The following is a 12,863-nucleotide window of genomic DNA, read 5'->3' as shown; positions in this document are numbered from 1 at the left end:
AAGCCGCATTGCAACATTGGCACGATTGGCCATGTGGACCACGGCAAGACGACGCTGACGGCTGCGATCACGAAATATTACGGTGACTTTCAGGCGTATGACCAGATTGACGGTGCGCCCGAAGAAAAGGCGCGCGGGATCACGATCTCGACCGCGCATGTCGAGTATGAGACCGAGAACCGCCATTACGCGCATGTCGACTGCCCCGGCCACGCTGACTATGTGAAAAACATGATCACCGGTGCGGCGCAGATGGATGGCGCGATCCTGGTTGTGAACGCCGCTGACGGCCCGATGCCCCAGACGCGCGAGCACATCCTGCTGGGCCGCCAGGTTGGCATCCCCGCGATGGTCGTGTTCCTGAACAAGGTTGACCAGGTCGACGACGAAGAACTGCTTGAGCTGGTCGAGATGGAAGTGCGCGAGCTTCTGTCGGATTATGACTATCCGGGCGACGATATTCCGATCATCGCCGGTTCGGCCCTGGCCGCTCTGGAAGGTCGCGACAACGCGATCGGCGAAGACAAGATCAAGGAACTGATGGCGGCTGTCGACGAGTACATCCCCCAGCCCGCGCGCGCCGTGGACCAGCCCTTCCTGATGCCGATCGAGGACGTGTTCTCGATTTCCGGCCGCGGGACGGTTGTGACCGGCCGTGTCGAGCGCGGCGTTGTGAACGTTGGCGACGAGCTTGAAATCGTTGGCATTCGCGACACGCGCAAGACGACCTGCACCGGTGTGGAAATGTTCCGCAAGCTGCTGGATCGTGGTGAAGCGGGCGACAACATCGGCGCCCTGCTGCGCGGCATCGACCGTGAAGGCGTCGAGCGTGGTCAGGTTCTGTGTAAGCCGGGTTCCGTGAAGCCACACACCAAGTTCGAGGCAGAAGCCTATATCCTGACCAAGGACGAAGGTGGCCGTCACACGCCGTTCTTCGCCAACTACCGTCCGCAGTTCTACTTCCGCACGACGGATGTGACCGGCACGGTTGTTCTTCCCGAAGGCACCGAAATGGTGATGCCGGGCGACAACCTGAAGTTCGAAGTTGAACTGATCGCGCCGATCGCGATGGAAGAAAAGCTGCGCTTCGCCATCCGCGAAGGCGGCCGCACGGTCGGCTCCGGCGTCGTCTCGAAAATCATCGAGTAATCAAACTGACTGCGCGGGGAGAAAACAATCCTCCCCGCAGGGTTCGACGAGGGGGCGGGATGATCCCGCCTCCTCCTATCAACTCCAATGCCGCGAAAGGCTAGATTGAAATGCAAGGCCAAAATATTCGCATCCGGCTAAAGGCGTTTGACTACCGCGTCCTGGATGCCTCGACGCAGGAAATCGTCAACACTGCCAAACGCACCGGTGCCGACGTCCGCGGGCCGATCCCGCTGCCGAACAAGATCGAGAAATTCACTGTTCTGCGTGGTCCCCATGTGAACAAGAAATCCCGCGATCAGTTCGAGATCCGGACGCATAAGCGTCTGCTCGATATTGTCGACCCGACACCCCAGACCGTGGACGCGCTGATGAAGCTCGACCTGGCTGCCGGCGTCGACGTCGAGATCAAGGTATAAGGAGGGCACCCGGACATGTTGCGCTCTGGTATCATCGCTAAGAAAGTCGGCATGACCCGGCTTTTCATGGAAGACGGAAAGCAGATTCCTGTGACCGTTCTTCAACTCGACAAGCTTCAGGTTGTTGCAACCCGCACCGCCGATCTGCACGGCTATACCGCTGTTCAGTTGGGGGCCGGTACGGCCAAGGCAAAGCGGACCTCCAAGGCCATGCGCGGCCACTTCGCGGTTGCGAATGTGGAACCCAAGCGCAAGGTCGCCGAATTCCGCGTGGCTGCTGAAAACCTGATCGAAATCGGTGAGGAAATCACGGCTGACCACTATTTTGAAGGTCAGTTTGTGGATGTCTCCGGCACTTCGATCGGTAAAGGGTTCGCCGGTGCCATGAAACGGCACAACTTTGGTGGTCTTCGCGCCTCGCATGGTGTGTCGATCAGCCACCGTTCGCACGGCTCCACCGGTCAGTGTCAGGATCCCGGCAAGGTCTTCAAAGGTAAGAAGATGGCCGGTCACATGGGCGCTGCCCGCGTCACCACGCAGAACCTTCAGGTCGTCAAGACCGATGCAGAGCGTGGCCTGATCATGATCAAAGGTGCCGTTCCCGGCTCCAAGGGTGGTTGGGTGACAGTCAAGGATGCGGTCAAAAAGCCGACACCTGAAAACGTGATCTATCCTGCCGCATTGAAGTCGGCGGGTGAAGAAGCCAAGCGCCTTGCCGAGGAAGCCGCCGCACAGGCCGCAGCCGAGGAAGAAGCCGCAGCAAAGGCCGCAGCTGAAGAGCAGGCCGCCGCAGAGGCAGACGCGCTGAAGAAGGCTGAGGCCGATATCGAGGCCGAGAAGAAGGAAGGCGACGAATGAAACTCGACGTGATCAAACTGGACGGCGGCACGGCCGGCTCGGTCGATCTGGGCGACGACGTCTTCGGCCTGGAGCCGCGTGCGGACATTCTGCACCGTGTTGTCCGTTGGCAGCGTAACAAGGCGCAAGCCGGTACGCATAAGGTCAAGACCCGCTCGGAAGTCAGCTACTCGACGAAGAAGATCTATCGCCAGAAGGGCACCGGCGGCGCACGCCACGGCTCCCGCAAGGCACCTATCTTCCGGAAGGGTGGTATCTACAAGGGCCCGACGCCTCGCAGCCACGGCCACGATCTTCCCAAGAAGGTCCGCGCACTGGGTCTGAAGCTGGCACTGTCAGCCAAGCTGAAGGACGGTTCGCTGGTCGTCATCGACACCGCAAACTCGAACGGAAAAACGTCCGAGCTGGCGCGTCAGGTGAAGGATCTGGGCTGGAAGCGCGCACTGGTTATCGACGGGGCAGAGGTGAACCAGGATTTCGCCCGCGCCGCAGCCAACATCGATGGACTCGATGTGCTGCCGTCGATTGGTGCCAACGTTTATGACATCCTCAAGAAGGACACGCTGGTCCTGACCAAGGCGGGTGTCGAAGCACTGGAGGCTCGACTGAAATGAGCGCGAAAGCAGAACATTACGACGTGATCCGCAAGCCGATCGTCACCGAGAAATCGACCATGGCGTCGGAAGCCGGTGCGGTTGTTTTTGAGGTGGATATCGAGGCCAACAAGCCGCAGATCAAAGAGGCCGTCGAAAGCCTGTTTGGTGTGAAGGTCAAGGCCGTCAACACCACGATCACCAAAGGCAAGGTCAAGCGTTTCCGCGGGCAACCCGGCAAGCGCAAGGACGTCAAAAAAGCCTATGTCACCCTCGAAGAGGGTAACACCATTGACGTCACCACCGGGCTGTAATAGCCACGGGCAACTTTAGCGGCCCCGGATTCGTTCCGGGGCTGCGCGGTTTTTGTCTTGTGGGTCTTTACGGATTCGCAGACTCCCGTCCCGGACTTGATCCGGGACCTCTTCGCCTGATCTTGCGGCACTCCAGCAACGGAGCTTTCGCAATTTTCGGTAAATCACCGGGGACCTTCGGGGCCCTTTTACTTCGGTCACCTCGCCAGAGGGGGCTTACATTAGGCGGGCTTCCCGCCAGCAGCTAACGGAAGACAGAAAGCATGGCACTCAAGTCGTATAAGCCGACGACGCCGGGCCAGCGCGGGCTGGTGCTGATCGACCGTTCGGAGCTTTGGAAAGGGCGTCCGGTCAAATCTCTCACCGAGGGTTTGTCCAAATCGGGCGGTCGGAACAACACCGGGCGGATCACATCGCGCAGGCGTGGTGGTGGGGCAAAGCGCCTCTACCGGATCGTAGACTTCAAACGTAACAAATTCGACGTGGCGGCCACCGTCGAGCGGATCGAATATGACCCGAACCGGACCGCCTTTATTGCGCTCGTCAAATATGACGATGGCGAGCAGGCCTACGTTCTTGCCCCCCAGCGTCTTGCTGTCGGTGACAAGGTCGTGGCTGGCACGAAGGTCGACATCAAGCCGGGCAACGCAATGCCGTTCTCGGGCATGCCGATCGGGACGATCGTCCACAATATCGAACTGAAACCCGGTAAGGGTGGTCAGATCGCGCGTGCGGCGGGTACCTATGCCCAGTTCGTCGGTCGCGATGGTGGCTATGCCCAGATCCGTCTCAGCTCGGGCGAACTGCGCCTCGTGCGTCAGGAATGCATGGCCACCGTTGGTGCCGTGTCGAACCCCGACAACTCGAACCAGAACTACGGCAAGGCCGGCCGGATGCGCCACTATGGCAAGCGTCCCGCGGTTCGCGGTGTCGTGATGAACCCGATCGATCACCCCCATGGTGGTGGTGAAGGCCGGACGAGCGGTGGTCGTCACCCGGTTACCCCATGGGGCAAGCCGACCAAAGGTGCCAAGACCCGTAACAAGAACAAGGCCTCGCAGCAGCTGATTATCCGCTCGCGGCACGCCAAGAAGAAAGGGCGCTAATACATGACACGCTCTGTCTGGAAAGGCCCCTTCGTTGACGCCTATGTGCTCAAGAAGGCCGAAGCTTCCCGTGAATCGGGTCGCAGTGAAGTTATCAAAATCTGGTCGCGCCGTTCGACGATCCTGCCCCAGTTCGTGGGCCTGACGTTTGGCGTCTATAATGGCCGCAAGCATATCCCGGTGAACGTCTCCGAAGATATGATCGGTCAGAAGTTCGGTGAGTATTCGCCGACCCGTACTTATTACGGACATGCGGCTGACAAAAAAGCGAAGCGGAAATAAGCCATGAGCAAGGATAAGAATCCCCGCCGCGTGGCCGATAACGAAGCAATGGCAAAACTGCGCATGCTTCGCACAAGCCCGCAAAAGCTGAACCTGGTTGCTGCGATGATCCGTGGCAAGAAAGTGGAGAAGGCCTTGACCGATCTCACTTTCTCGAACAAGCGGATCGCGATCGACGTGAAGAAATGCCTTCAGTCGGCCATCGCCAATGCCGAGAACAACCACAACCTGGATGTTGATGAACTGGTCGTCGCCGAAGCCTATGTCGGCAAGAACCTGACCATGAAGCGCGGTCGTCCCCGTGCGCGTGGCCGGTTTGGCAAGATCATCAAGCCGTTCAGTGAGCTGACCATCAAGGTCCGCCAGGTCGAGGAGCAAGCATAATGGGTAACAAAACCAACCCGATCGGTATGCGTCTTCAGGTCAACCGCACCTGGGACAGCCGTTGGTATGCTGACACCAAGGACTATGGTGATCTGCTGCTGGAAGATATCGCCATCCGCGAATTCATCTTCAAGGAATGCAAGCAGGCCGGTGTGTCGCGCGTCATCATCGAGCGTCCGCACAAGAAGTGCCGCGTGACCGTTCATACCGCGCGTCCGGGCGTGATCATCGGCAAAAAAGGTGCCGATATCGAAACCCTGCGCAAGAAGATCGCGGCAATGACCGATAGCGAGCTGCACCTCAACATCGTTGAGGTCCGCAAGCCCGAGCTTGACGCGCGTCTGGTGGGGGAAACGATCTCTCAGCAGCTTGAGCGTCGGGTGTCGTTCCGCCGCGCCATGAAACGTGCCGTGCAAAACGCGATGCGCATGGGTGCCTTGGGGATCCGGGTGAACGTCGCTGGCCGTCTTGGCGGTGCAGAGATCGCCCGTACCGAATGGTATCGCGAGGGCCGCGTGCCCCTGCATACGCTTCGTGCTGACATTGATTACGCAAATGTCGAGGCCGAGACGGCCTATGGCATCATCGGGATCAAGGTCTGGATCTTCAAGGGTGAGATCATGGAGCACGATCCGCAAGCGCGTGACCGTAAGGCACAAGAGCTGCAGGACGGCCCGGCCCCTCGTGGTGCCGGCGGCGGCCGCCGCTAAGGAGAATTTGAGATGCTTCAACCGAAACGCACTAAATTCCGCAAGCAGTTCAAGGGTCGGATTTCTGGTCTTGCCAAAGGCGGCAGCGACCTGAACTTCGGAACCTATGGCCTCAAGGCAACCCAGCCCGAGCGTGTGACAGCTCGTCAAATCGAAGCGGCGCGCCGCGCGATGACCCGCCACATGAAACGTCAGGGTCGGGTCTGGATCCGGATTTTTCCGGACGTGCCTGTGACCTCCAAGCCCACCGAAGTTCGGATGGGTAAGGGTAAAGGTTCGGTCGATTTCTGGGCTTGCAAGGTCAAGCCTGGTCGCGTGATGTTCGAAATCGACGGTGTCGACGAGGACGTTGCTCGCGAGGCCCTGCGTCTCGCTGCGATGAAATTGCCGATCAAAACCCGCGTCGTCGTTCGCGAGGACTGGTAAGCAGAGGGTGACTGTCCACTGCGATTAGAATTGGCCCCCGGCGCGCAAGCGGCGGGGGTTTTTCGTTTGGCTGATGTTCGTCGATGCGCGCCCCGGACCTGATCCGGGGCCTGCCGCCGCCCTCGAAACGGCCGAGGCCCCGGATCAGGTCCGGGGCAGGATGCGCTGATGCGAATGCCCTCTCGCACCCGGTGACGACTCGCGCTACACCACGGACATGTCACAGATACGTTCGCTTTTTGCCACCCGCCTTTACCGTGCCGCCTTGTCGGAGCACGCTCCTGCCATCGATCCCGATGAGATGGCCCAATCCTGCTATTCGATTGCAGAGGATGACGAGGCCGGGCAGGCGTGGTGCGAGCAGAATGGCTATCCCGGCTATACGTCTTACGCGTCGCTGACGGACTTGCCATGGCGGTTTCCCGTTTTCGGGGATCTGGTAACGTCCTTGGACAAGCATGTTGCGGCTTTCGCAAAGGATCTGGAATTTGATCTGGGCGACAGGGCGTTGGTGCTGGAAGATATCTGGATCAATATCCTGCCCGAAGGTGGCACGCATTCCAGTCATATCCATCCGCATTCGGTGATTTCAGGCACCGCGTATGTTGCCATGCCCGGCGGAGCATCTGCTTTGAAGCTTGAAGATCCGCGGTTGCCAATGATGATGGCGGCCCCGACACGCCGAAAGGGGTGCCGCGAGGAATTGCGCTCCTTTATATACGAGGCACCAAATGCCGGCGACGTTTTGCTGTGGGAAAGCTGGCTGCGCCACGAAGTGCCAATGAACATGTCCGAAGAAGAGCGCATCAGCGTCAGTTTTAACTATAGGTGGGACTGACCTGAACGCGAGGTTTCGGCAAGCTGTGGCCGCGAGCTGAGCGGGTAGGGGGCTTGCGAGATGATGCAGCCATCCTGCACCCGTCGCCAGGTCAGCACGTTTTGCGAGAACGAACAACGTGCCATGAAGCTTTTCCCGCCAACGGTCAGACAGGCCAGCGCCCCCAGCGGGACTTCTACGCCGTTGCGGTTTATGCAGGCACAATCGGATGTGGCCTGCTCCGCAAAGGCGGGCATGACGGCGAGTATCAGCCCCAATGTCAGCAACTGGCGCATGGCACATTATAGCCTGAAAGCCGACGCTGGGTAAAGAAAAGCCGGATAGGCGTTTGGGGGCGCGGTAAACCGGGTCGCAAACGCATCGCGAAGGCTGTCGGGTGGCTTTCGTTTATACAGAGTGTTGCGTTTTGAACGAATCGCGCGTAAAGGGGCTTCTCATCCACGGACTCCACCGGAAAAAGGGTGACCCTATGTGCACGCAGATGGGGGCCTGCCGGTGATGTTGTAGCAAAGGAGAGGCGCATGAACGCCCACGAACTCCGTGACAAGACCCCGGACGAGCTCCGGGACCAGCTTGTCCAGCTTAAGAAGGAGGCTTTCAACCTCCGTTTCCAGGCGGCCACCGGCCAAATGGAAAATACCGCACGCATGCGCCAGGTGCGCCGTGACGCGGCACGGGTCAAGACCGTGCTGAACCAGAAAGCCGCGCAAGCGGCCGCAGAATAAGGACACCTGATATGCCCAAACGAATTCTGCAAGGCACCGTCACAAGCACCGCCAACGCCCAGACCGTCACCGTGAAGGTCGAGCGTCGCTTCAAGCACCCAGTGCTGCAAAAGACAATCCGTAAGTCCAAGAAGTACCGGGCTCACGACGAAGCTGAGAAGTTTCAGGTTGGCGACTCGGTCCGCATCATCGAATGCGCACCAAAGTCGAAGACGAAACGCTGGGAGGTGGTGGCTGAATAAGCCCCTGCTCAACAGCTTTACGAAACCCTGGGGGATTGGCGTGAATGACGCCCCCCAAAGGTCGGGAGAAACCAAATGATCCAGATGCAGACCAATCTGGATGTCGCTGACAACTCCGGCGCTCGCCGGGTGCAGTGCATCAAGGTTCTGGGTGGTTCCAAACGCAGATATGCGAGCGTGGGCGACATCATCGTCGTCTCCGTCAAGGAAGCCATCCCGCGCGGTCGCGTGAAAAAAGGGGACGTCCGCAAGGCCGTCGTCGTGCGCACCGCCAAGGAAGTTCGTCGTGAGGACGGCTCCTCCATCCGTTTTGACCGCAACGCCGCAGTGATCCTGAACAATTCAGGTGAGCCGGTCGGAACCCGTATCTTCGGGCCGGTCGTGCGCGAATTGCGTGCCAAGAACTTCATGAAGATCATCTCGCTTGCTCCGGAGGTGCTGTAATGGCTGCTAAGCTCCGCAAGGGCGACAATGTCGTCATTCTGACCGGCAAGGACAAAGGCAAGCAGGGCACGATCAGCCTGATTGACCCCAAAGCCGGCAAGGCTGTCGTGGACGGGCTGAACATGGCCATCCGCCACACCCGTCAGACCCAGACCAGCCAGGGGGGGCGCGTGCCCAAGGCGATGCCCATTGCATTGTCGAACCTGTCGCTGGTTGACACTAACGGTAAGGCAACCCGCGTCGGCTTCCGCATGGAAGGCGACAAGAAGGTTCGTTTTGCCAAGACCACGGGGGACGTGATCGATGCTTGATACTGCAACCTATACCCCGCGTCTGAAAACGCAGTTCCGCGACACGATCAAAGCGGCGCTGAAGGAAGAGTTCGGTTACACGAGCGACATGCAGATCCCGGCTTTGGAAAAGATCGTGCTGAACATCGGCTGTGGTGCCGAAGCGGTACGCGATTCCAAGAAGGCAAAATCGGCACAGGAAGACCTGTCCGCGATTGCCGGTCAGAAGGCTGTCATCACAAAGGCCAAGAAATCGATCGCCGGTTTCCGGGTCCGTGAAGAAATGCCGCTGGGTGCCAAGGTAACCCTGCGCGGTGACCGGATGTACGACTTTCTCGACCGTCTCATCACCATCGCAATGCCCCGTGTCCGTGACTTCCGCGGAGTGTCGGGCAAATCGTTCGATGGCCGCGGCAACTATGCCACGGGCCTCAAGGAACATATCGTCTTTCCCGAAATCGATTTCGACAAGGTAGACGAGACCTGGGGCATGGACATCGTGATTGTCACGACCGCGAAGACCGACGCGGAAGCCAAAGCGCTGTTGAAGCATTTCAACATGCCGTTCAACAGCTGAGGGGATCTGTATCATGGCGAAGAAAGCAATGATCGAACGCGAGAAGAAGCGCGAACGCCTGGTGGCAAAATATGCTGCAAAGCGTGCCGAGCTCAAAGAAATCGCAAAAGACGAGTCGAAGCCGATGGAAGAGCGCTTCAAGGCCCGTCTCGAACTGGCGAAACTGCCGCGCAACAGCGCGCCGTCGCGTCTTCACAACCGCTGCCAGCTGACGGGGCGTCCGCACGCCTATTACCGTAAGCTGAAAGTCAGCCGTATCATGCTGCGTGAATTGGCCTCGAATGGCCAAGCTCCCGGCATGGTCAAGTCCAGCTGGTAAGGGAGGGGTAGCAAATGAACGATCCTATCGGCGATATGCTGACCCGTATCCGCAACGCCCAGATGCGCGGTAAGTCCACCGTCATCACGCCAGCGTCCAAACTGCGTGCGTGGGTTCTCGACGTGCTTGCGGATGAAGGCTATATCCGCGGCTACGAGAAAACCACCGGCGCGGATGGCCACCCGGCCATTGAAATCAGCCTCAAATACTACGAGGGCATCCCGGTTATTCGCGAACTCAAGCGCGTTTCGACTCCGGGCCGTCGTGTGTATCTGGGTGTGAAGGAGATCCCGCAGGTCCGTCAGGGTCTGGGTGTCTCGATTGTCTCCACCCCCAAGGGTGTGATGTCGGATGCAACAGCACGCAGCCAGAATGTTGGCGGCGAAGTGCTTTGCACGGTCTTCTGAGGAGTAGGTAATGTCTCGAATTGGCAAGAAACCGGTCGAGCTGCCCTCGGGGGTCAGCGTATCCGTGTCCGGCCAGACCGTCGAAGTGAAAGGCCCGAAAGGGACCCACAGCTTCAACGCAACCGACGATGTCACCATCGAGGTGCAGGACAATGTCGTAGCGGTCACGCCGCGCGGCAAGTCCAAGCGCGCGCGCCAGCAGTGGGGCATGAGCCGCACCATGGTTGCCAACCTCGTGCAGGGCGTGTCTGACGGCTTCAAGAAAGAGCTTGAGATCCAGGGTGTGGGTTATCGTGCCCAGCTTCAGGGCAACGTGCTCAAGCTGAACCTTGGTCTGTCGCACGATGTCGATTTTACCGTGCCGGAGGGCGTCACCGTGACAGCCCCGAAGCCCACGCAAATCGTCGTTGAAGGCACGGACGCACAGTTGGTCGGTCAGGTCGCAGCGAACATCCGCGAATGGCGCAAGCCCGAGCCTTATAAGGGCAAGGGCATCCGCTATAAGGATGAATTCATCTTCCGTAAGGAAGGCAAGAAGAAGTAAGGACGCACAAGATGGCAAACAGCAAAAGAACCCTGTTTCTGAAGCGCCGCCTGCGCGTTCGGAATAAACTTCGCAAGGTCAATGCCGGTCGGCTGCGGCTGAGCGTGCATCGCTCGAACAAGAATATCAGCGCACAGCTGATCGACGATGTGAACGGCGTTACCCTGGCCTCCGCCTCCTCGCTGGAGAAGGATCTGGGCGTGACCGGCAAGAACAATCTGGAGGCCGCCGCAAAGGTGGGTGCCACGATTGCCGAGCGCGCAAAGAAGGCCGGTGTGGAAGAAGCCTATTTCGACCGTGGCGGCTTCCTGTTTCACGGCAAGGTGAAGGCTCTGGCCGACGCTGCGCGTGAAGGTGGCTTGAAGATCTAAGCGTAGGGTGCCCCGGACTTGATCCGGGGCCTCTCGATGATCCGGGCTCTGCTGGAAAGCAGGGCACCAGGATTGAACTATTTCGGTGCGCATCGCCGCGCCTGAACGAAAGGACGCCGAATGGCAAGAGATACCAATAACCGTGGTGGCAACCGCCGCAACCAGCGTGATGAAGCGCCGGAATTTGCTGATCGCCTCGTCGCGATTAACCGCGTGTCCAAAACCGTGAAGGGCGGCAAACGCTTTGGCTTTGCGGCACTCGTGGTTGTGGGCGACCAGAAAGGCCGTGTCGGCTTTGGCAAAGGGAAGGCCAAAGAGGTCCCCGAGGCCATCCGCAAGGCGACCGAGCAGGCGAAGCGCAAGATGATCCGCGTGCCGCTGCGCGAAGGCCGCACATTGCATCACGACATGGAAGGCCGTCATGGCGCTGGCAAAGTCGTCATGCGTACCGCACCGCAAGGTACCGGTATCATCGCCGGTGGTCCGATGCGTGCCGTATTCGAGATGCTGGGCGTGCAGGACGTTGTCGCCAAGTCGATCGGGTCGCAGAACCCCTATAACATGATCCGCGCAACGCTCGAAGGTCTTGGCAAAGAGACCAGCCCGCGTTCGGTGGCTCAGCGTCGCGGCAAGAAAGTGGCCGATATCCTGCCCAAGCGTGAAGACGCGCCGCAGGAAAGCGCCCAAGTGGCCGAAGAAGCGTAAGGAACCGGGAACATGGCAAAAACCATCGTTGTAAAGCAGATCGGGTCGCCGATCCGCCGCCCTCAAGCTCAGCGTCAGACGCTGATCGGCCTGGGCCTGAACAAGATGCACAAGACCCGCGAGCTGGAAGATACCCCGTCCGTGCGTGGCATGATCGCAAAGATCTCCCACATGGTCGAGATCGTCGAAGAGCGCGACTGACGCGCTGGCAAGATCTAATCTGCCTCAAGTAAAGTTGAACGCCCCTCGGCCCAGCCGGGGGGCGTTTCGCGTTCTGAGCCCTGGTTGTCGATTGCCGTTTGCGAGGCGCGGTCTATCTTGAAGGCATCCAACAGGAGAAATCTGACATGACACACTCACGCAGAGCCTTTCTTGTCACCGCCGCCGCCGGAGCAGGGGTCATCACCGTGTTGCCCTATGCCGCGCGGGCTGCCGCCCACACGGGCGACATGTTCGAAACCGCTGGGGGCGCGATCTCGGTGCATCCGGTCAGTCACGCCTCTGTCGTGCTGGAGACGCCCGCAGGCACAATCTATGTCGATCCGGTCGGCGATCCCGCGCAATATGCCAATCTGCCCGGTGCCGATCTCATCCTGATCACCCACGAGCATGGCGATCACTATAATGCCGAAACGCTTGCCGCTTTGATGGGCGACGACACAGCCCTGATCACAAACCCTGCGGTCCACGGCCTGCTCCCCGAGGGGCTGGCCGCAACGGCGCAGGCCGTCGGCAATGGAGAGGTCACAGAATTCAACGGCGTCATAATCGACGCGATTCCGGCCTATAACACCACCGAAGAGCGCATGAACTTCCATCCCGAAGGTCGGGACAACGGATATGTCCTGAGCTTTGAGGATTTCCGGGTCTATCTTTCAGGCGACACCGAAGACATCCCCGAGATGCGTGCACTGGAAAATATTGACCTTGCCTTTGTCTGCATGAACCTGCCCTTTACCATGGATGCGGCGGCGGCTGCTGATGCGGTCCAGGAATTCGGGCCCACATACGTCTACCCCTACCACTACCGCGGCCGCGACGGCGGCACGCAGGATCCCGAAGAATTTGCTGAACTCGTCGGCGATGCGTCAGAGGTGAAGATGGGGGGCTGGTACGCAGAGAACGAGGCCTGAACACCCGCCGCCTCTACGCAAACCAGT

Annotated in this window: 24 protein-coding genes; 23 read left to right on the top strand and 1 reads right to left on the bottom strand. The window is 59.4% G+C overall.

The features are described from left to right. The 11 genes from tuf to DMZ65_RS17315 form a co-directional block, all read left to right on the top strand. Positions 1 to 1,149 (top strand): elongation factor Tu (tuf, locus tag DMZ65_RS17365; protein ID WP_116600032.1); only part of this gene is annotated, 1,149 nt, incomplete at its 5' end. A gap of 110 nt (positions 1,150 to 1,259) precedes the next feature. Further along, a complete protein-coding gene (rpsJ, locus tag DMZ65_RS17360; protein ID WP_084352009.1) occupies positions 1,260 to 1,568 on the top strand; it encodes a 30S ribosomal protein S10 in 309 nt (102 codons plus the stop codon). A gap of 15 nt (positions 1,569 to 1,583) precedes the next feature. Then, positions 1,584 to 2,426, top strand: a complete 843-nt coding sequence (rplC, locus tag DMZ65_RS17355) for a 50S ribosomal protein L3 (protein WP_116600031.1) — start codon at positions 1,584 to 1,586, stop codon at positions 2,424 to 2,426. Beyond that, complete coding sequence (gene rplD / locus DMZ65_RS17350) at positions 2,423 to 3,040, top strand: 50S ribosomal protein L4 (RefSeq protein WP_116600030.1); 618 nt, start codon at positions 2,423 to 2,425, stop codon at positions 3,038 to 3,040. The genes rplC and rplD overlap by 4 nt, the downstream gene beginning before the upstream one ends. Then, positions 3,037 to 3,333: a 50S ribosomal protein L23 gene (locus DMZ65_RS17345; RefSeq protein WP_116600029.1), complete on the top strand. Its 297-nt coding sequence runs from the start codon at positions 3,037 to 3,039 to the stop codon at positions 3,331 to 3,333. Before rplD ends, DMZ65_RS17345 begins: the two co-directional genes overlap by 4 nt. A gap of 263 nt (positions 3,334 to 3,596) precedes the next feature. Further along, positions 3,597 to 4,439, top strand: coding sequence for a 50S ribosomal protein L2 (rplB, locus tag DMZ65_RS17340; RefSeq protein ID WP_116600028.1), 843 nt, complete (start codon positions 3,597 to 3,599; stop codon positions 4,437 to 4,439). A gap of 3 nt (positions 4,440 to 4,442) precedes the next feature. Continuing rightward, a complete protein-coding gene (rpsS, locus tag DMZ65_RS17335) occupies positions 4,443 to 4,721 on the top strand; it encodes a 30S ribosomal protein S19 (protein ID WP_084352019.1) in 279 nt (92 codons plus the stop codon). A gap of 3 nt (positions 4,722 to 4,724) precedes the next feature. Then, positions 4,725 to 5,105 carry a 50S ribosomal protein L22 gene (gene rplV, locus DMZ65_RS17330; protein WP_084352021.1) on the top strand — a complete coding sequence of 127 codons (381 nt, stop codon included), beginning with the start codon at positions 4,725 to 4,727 and terminating at the stop codon, positions 5,103 to 5,105. After that, positions 5,105 to 5,815: a 30S ribosomal protein S3 gene (gene rpsC / locus DMZ65_RS17325; protein ID WP_116600027.1), complete on the top strand. Its 711-nt coding sequence runs from the start codon at positions 5,105 to 5,107 to the stop codon at positions 5,813 to 5,815. The genes rplV and rpsC overlap by 1 nt, the downstream gene beginning before the upstream one ends. 12 nt (positions 5,816 to 5,827) lie before the next feature. After that, entirely contained in the window at positions 5,828 to 6,241 is a 414-nt protein-coding gene (gene rplP, locus DMZ65_RS17320) for a 50S ribosomal protein L16 (RefSeq protein WP_116600026.1), read from the top strand. Positions 6,242 to 6,458: 217 nt separating this feature from the next. Beyond that, on the top strand, positions 6,459 to 7,079 hold the full coding sequence (locus DMZ65_RS17315; protein ID WP_116600025.1) for a 2OG-Fe(II) oxygenase family protein: 621 nt from the start codon (positions 6,459 to 6,461) through the stop codon (positions 7,077 to 7,079). On the opposite strand, the gene DMZ65_RS17310 is transcribed toward DMZ65_RS17315, so the two are convergent. Next, positions 7,064 to 7,354 (bottom strand): hypothetical protein, encoded by a 291-nt coding sequence (locus DMZ65_RS17310; protein ID WP_198662728.1) that lies wholly within the window; start codon positions 7,352 to 7,354, stop codon positions 7,064 to 7,066. The two genes, DMZ65_RS17315 and DMZ65_RS17310, sit on opposite strands and share 16 nt — an antisense overlap. A 246-nt stretch (positions 7,355 to 7,600) precedes the next feature. On the opposite strand from DMZ65_RS17310, the gene rpmC reads away from it, so the two are divergent. The 12 genes from rpmC (at position 7,601) to DMZ65_RS17250 (ending at position 12,836) form a co-directional block, all read left to right on the top strand. Next, positions 7,601 to 7,804 carry a 50S ribosomal protein L29 gene (gene rpmC, locus DMZ65_RS17305; protein WP_084352029.1) on the top strand — a complete coding sequence of 68 codons (204 nt, stop codon included), beginning with the start codon at positions 7,601 to 7,603 and terminating at the stop codon, positions 7,802 to 7,804. An 11-nt stretch (positions 7,805 to 7,815) separates the two neighbouring features. After that, positions 7,816 to 8,046 (top strand): 30S ribosomal protein S17, encoded by a 231-nt coding sequence (gene rpsQ / locus DMZ65_RS17300; RefSeq protein WP_084352031.1) that lies wholly within the window; start codon positions 7,816 to 7,818, stop codon positions 8,044 to 8,046. A 75-nt stretch (positions 8,047 to 8,121) separates the two neighbouring features. Continuing rightward, positions 8,122 to 8,490, top strand: a complete 369-nt coding sequence (gene rplN / locus DMZ65_RS17295; protein ID WP_116600024.1) for a 50S ribosomal protein L14 — start codon at positions 8,122 to 8,124, stop codon at positions 8,488 to 8,490. Then, on the top strand, positions 8,490 to 8,801 hold the full coding sequence (gene rplX / locus DMZ65_RS17290; protein ID WP_116600023.1) for a 50S ribosomal protein L24: 312 nt from the start codon (positions 8,490 to 8,492) through the stop codon (positions 8,799 to 8,801). Before rplN ends, rplX begins: the two co-directional genes overlap by 1 nt. After that, entirely contained in the window at positions 8,794 to 9,357 is a 564-nt protein-coding gene (gene rplE / locus DMZ65_RS17285; RefSeq protein WP_116600022.1) for a 50S ribosomal protein L5, read from the top strand. The genes rplX and rplE overlap by 8 nt, the downstream gene beginning before the upstream one ends. Before the next feature lie 13 nt (positions 9,358 to 9,370). Further along, entirely contained in the window at positions 9,371 to 9,676 is a 306-nt protein-coding gene (rpsN, locus tag DMZ65_RS17280) for a 30S ribosomal protein S14 (RefSeq protein WP_084352039.1), read from the top strand. A 14-nt stretch (positions 9,677 to 9,690) separates the two neighbouring features. Further along, positions 9,691 to 10,083 (top strand): 30S ribosomal protein S8, encoded by a 393-nt coding sequence (gene rpsH, locus DMZ65_RS17275; protein WP_084352041.1) that lies wholly within the window; start codon positions 9,691 to 9,693, stop codon positions 10,081 to 10,083. Positions 10,084 to 10,093: 10 nt separating this feature from the next. Continuing rightward, entirely contained in the window at positions 10,094 to 10,627 is a 534-nt protein-coding gene (gene rplF, locus DMZ65_RS17270) for a 50S ribosomal protein L6 (protein ID WP_116600021.1), read from the top strand. An 11-nt stretch (positions 10,628 to 10,638) separates the two neighbouring features. Continuing rightward, positions 10,639 to 10,998 carry a 50S ribosomal protein L18 gene (gene rplR / locus DMZ65_RS17265; protein WP_116600020.1) on the top strand — a complete coding sequence of 120 codons (360 nt, stop codon included), beginning with the start codon at positions 10,639 to 10,641 and terminating at the stop codon, positions 10,996 to 10,998. A gap of 120 nt (positions 10,999 to 11,118) precedes the next feature. Continuing rightward, complete coding sequence (gene rpsE, locus DMZ65_RS17260; RefSeq protein WP_116600019.1) at positions 11,119 to 11,703, top strand: 30S ribosomal protein S5; 585 nt, start codon at positions 11,119 to 11,121, stop codon at positions 11,701 to 11,703. A gap of 12 nt (positions 11,704 to 11,715) precedes the next feature. Further along, positions 11,716 to 11,904: a 50S ribosomal protein L30 gene (gene rpmD / locus DMZ65_RS17255; RefSeq protein ID WP_116600018.1), complete on the top strand. Its 189-nt coding sequence runs from the start codon at positions 11,716 to 11,718 to the stop codon at positions 11,902 to 11,904. 146 nt (positions 11,905 to 12,050) lie between these two features. After that, the gene (locus DMZ65_RS17250) at positions 12,051 to 12,836 is read left to right on the top strand and encodes an MBL fold metallo-hydrolase (protein ID WP_116600034.1); all 786 of its coding nucleotides are present in this window, start codon (positions 12,051 to 12,053) and stop codon (positions 12,834 to 12,836) included. The last annotated feature ends 27 nt before the right edge of the window (positions 12,837 to 12,863 follow it).

Origin of the sequence: Primorskyibacter marinus, from assembly GCF_003313245.1 — a bacterium.
GTDB lineage: Bacteria > Pseudomonadota > Alphaproteobacteria > Rhodobacterales > Rhodobacteraceae > Primorskyibacter > Primorskyibacter marinus.
This window is presented reverse-complemented; position numbering and strand designations above follow the sequence as displayed.

Excerpts from the sequence above, each read along its gene's own strand:
- rplN (WP_116600024.1), top strand. The coding sequence starts at position 8,122 with ATGATCCAGATGCAGACCAATCTGGATGTCGCTGACAACTCCGGCGCT.
- DMZ65_RS17345 (WP_116600029.1), top strand. The coding sequence starts at position 3,037 with ATGAGCGCGAAAGCAGAACATTACGACGTGATCCGCAAGCCGATCGTC.
- rplP (WP_116600026.1), top strand. The coding sequence starts at position 5,828 with ATGCTTCAACCGAAACGCACTAAATTCCGCAAGCAGTTCAAGGGTCGG.
- rplB (WP_116600028.1), top strand. The coding sequence starts at position 3,597 with ATGGCACTCAAGTCGTATAAGCCGACGACGCCGGGCCAGCGCGGGCTG.
- DMZ65_RS17315 (WP_116600025.1), top strand. The coding sequence starts at position 6,459 with ATGTCACAGATACGTTCGCTTTTTGCCACCCGCCTTTACCGTGCCGCC.
- rpsE (WP_116600019.1), top strand. The coding sequence starts at position 11,119 with ATGGCAAGAGATACCAATAACCGTGGTGGCAACCGCCGCAACCAGCGT.
- rplV (WP_084352021.1), top strand. The coding sequence starts at position 4,725 with ATGAGCAAGGATAAGAATCCCCGCCGCGTGGCCGATAACGAAGCAATG.
- rplC (WP_116600031.1), top strand. The coding sequence starts at position 1,584 with ATGTTGCGCTCTGGTATCATCGCTAAGAAAGTCGGCATGACCCGGCTT.
- rpsJ (WP_084352009.1), top strand. The coding sequence starts at position 1,260 with ATGCAAGGCCAAAATATTCGCATCCGGCTAAAGGCGTTTGACTACCGC.
- rplD (WP_116600030.1), top strand. The coding sequence starts at position 2,423 with ATGAAACTCGACGTGATCAAACTGGACGGCGGCACGGCCGGCTCGGTC.
- DMZ65_RS17250 (WP_116600034.1), top strand. The coding sequence starts at position 12,051 with ATGACACACTCACGCAGAGCCTTTCTTGTCACCGCCGCCGCCGGAGCA.
- rpsC (WP_116600027.1), top strand. The coding sequence starts at position 5,105 with ATGGGTAACAAAACCAACCCGATCGGTATGCGTCTTCAGGTCAACCGC.
- rplX (WP_116600023.1), top strand. The coding sequence starts at position 8,490 with ATGGCTGCTAAGCTCCGCAAGGGCGACAATGTCGTCATTCTGACCGGC.
- rpmD (WP_116600018.1), top strand. The coding sequence starts at position 11,716 with ATGGCAAAAACCATCGTTGTAAAGCAGATCGGGTCGCCGATCCGCCGC.
- rpsH (WP_084352041.1), top strand. The coding sequence starts at position 9,691 with ATGAACGATCCTATCGGCGATATGCTGACCCGTATCCGCAACGCCCAG.
- DMZ65_RS17310 (WP_198662728.1), bottom strand. The coding sequence starts at position 7,354 with ATGCGCCAGTTGCTGACATTGGGGCTGATACTCGCCGTCATGCCCGCC.
- rpmC (WP_084352029.1), top strand. The coding sequence starts at position 7,601 with ATGAACGCCCACGAACTCCGTGACAAGACCCCGGACGAGCTCCGGGAC.
- rpsQ (WP_084352031.1), top strand. The coding sequence starts at position 7,816 with ATGCCCAAACGAATTCTGCAAGGCACCGTCACAAGCACCGCCAACGCC.
- rplF (WP_116600021.1), top strand. The coding sequence starts at position 10,094 with ATGTCTCGAATTGGCAAGAAACCGGTCGAGCTGCCCTCGGGGGTCAGC.
- rplE (WP_116600022.1), top strand. The coding sequence starts at position 8,794 with ATGCTTGATACTGCAACCTATACCCCGCGTCTGAAAACGCAGTTCCGC.
- rpsS (WP_084352019.1), top strand. The coding sequence starts at position 4,443 with ATGACACGCTCTGTCTGGAAAGGCCCCTTCGTTGACGCCTATGTGCTC.
- rpsN (WP_084352039.1), top strand. The coding sequence starts at position 9,371 with ATGGCGAAGAAAGCAATGATCGAACGCGAGAAGAAGCGCGAACGCCTG.
- rplR (WP_116600020.1), top strand. The coding sequence starts at position 10,639 with ATGGCAAACAGCAAAAGAACCCTGTTTCTGAAGCGCCGCCTGCGCGTT.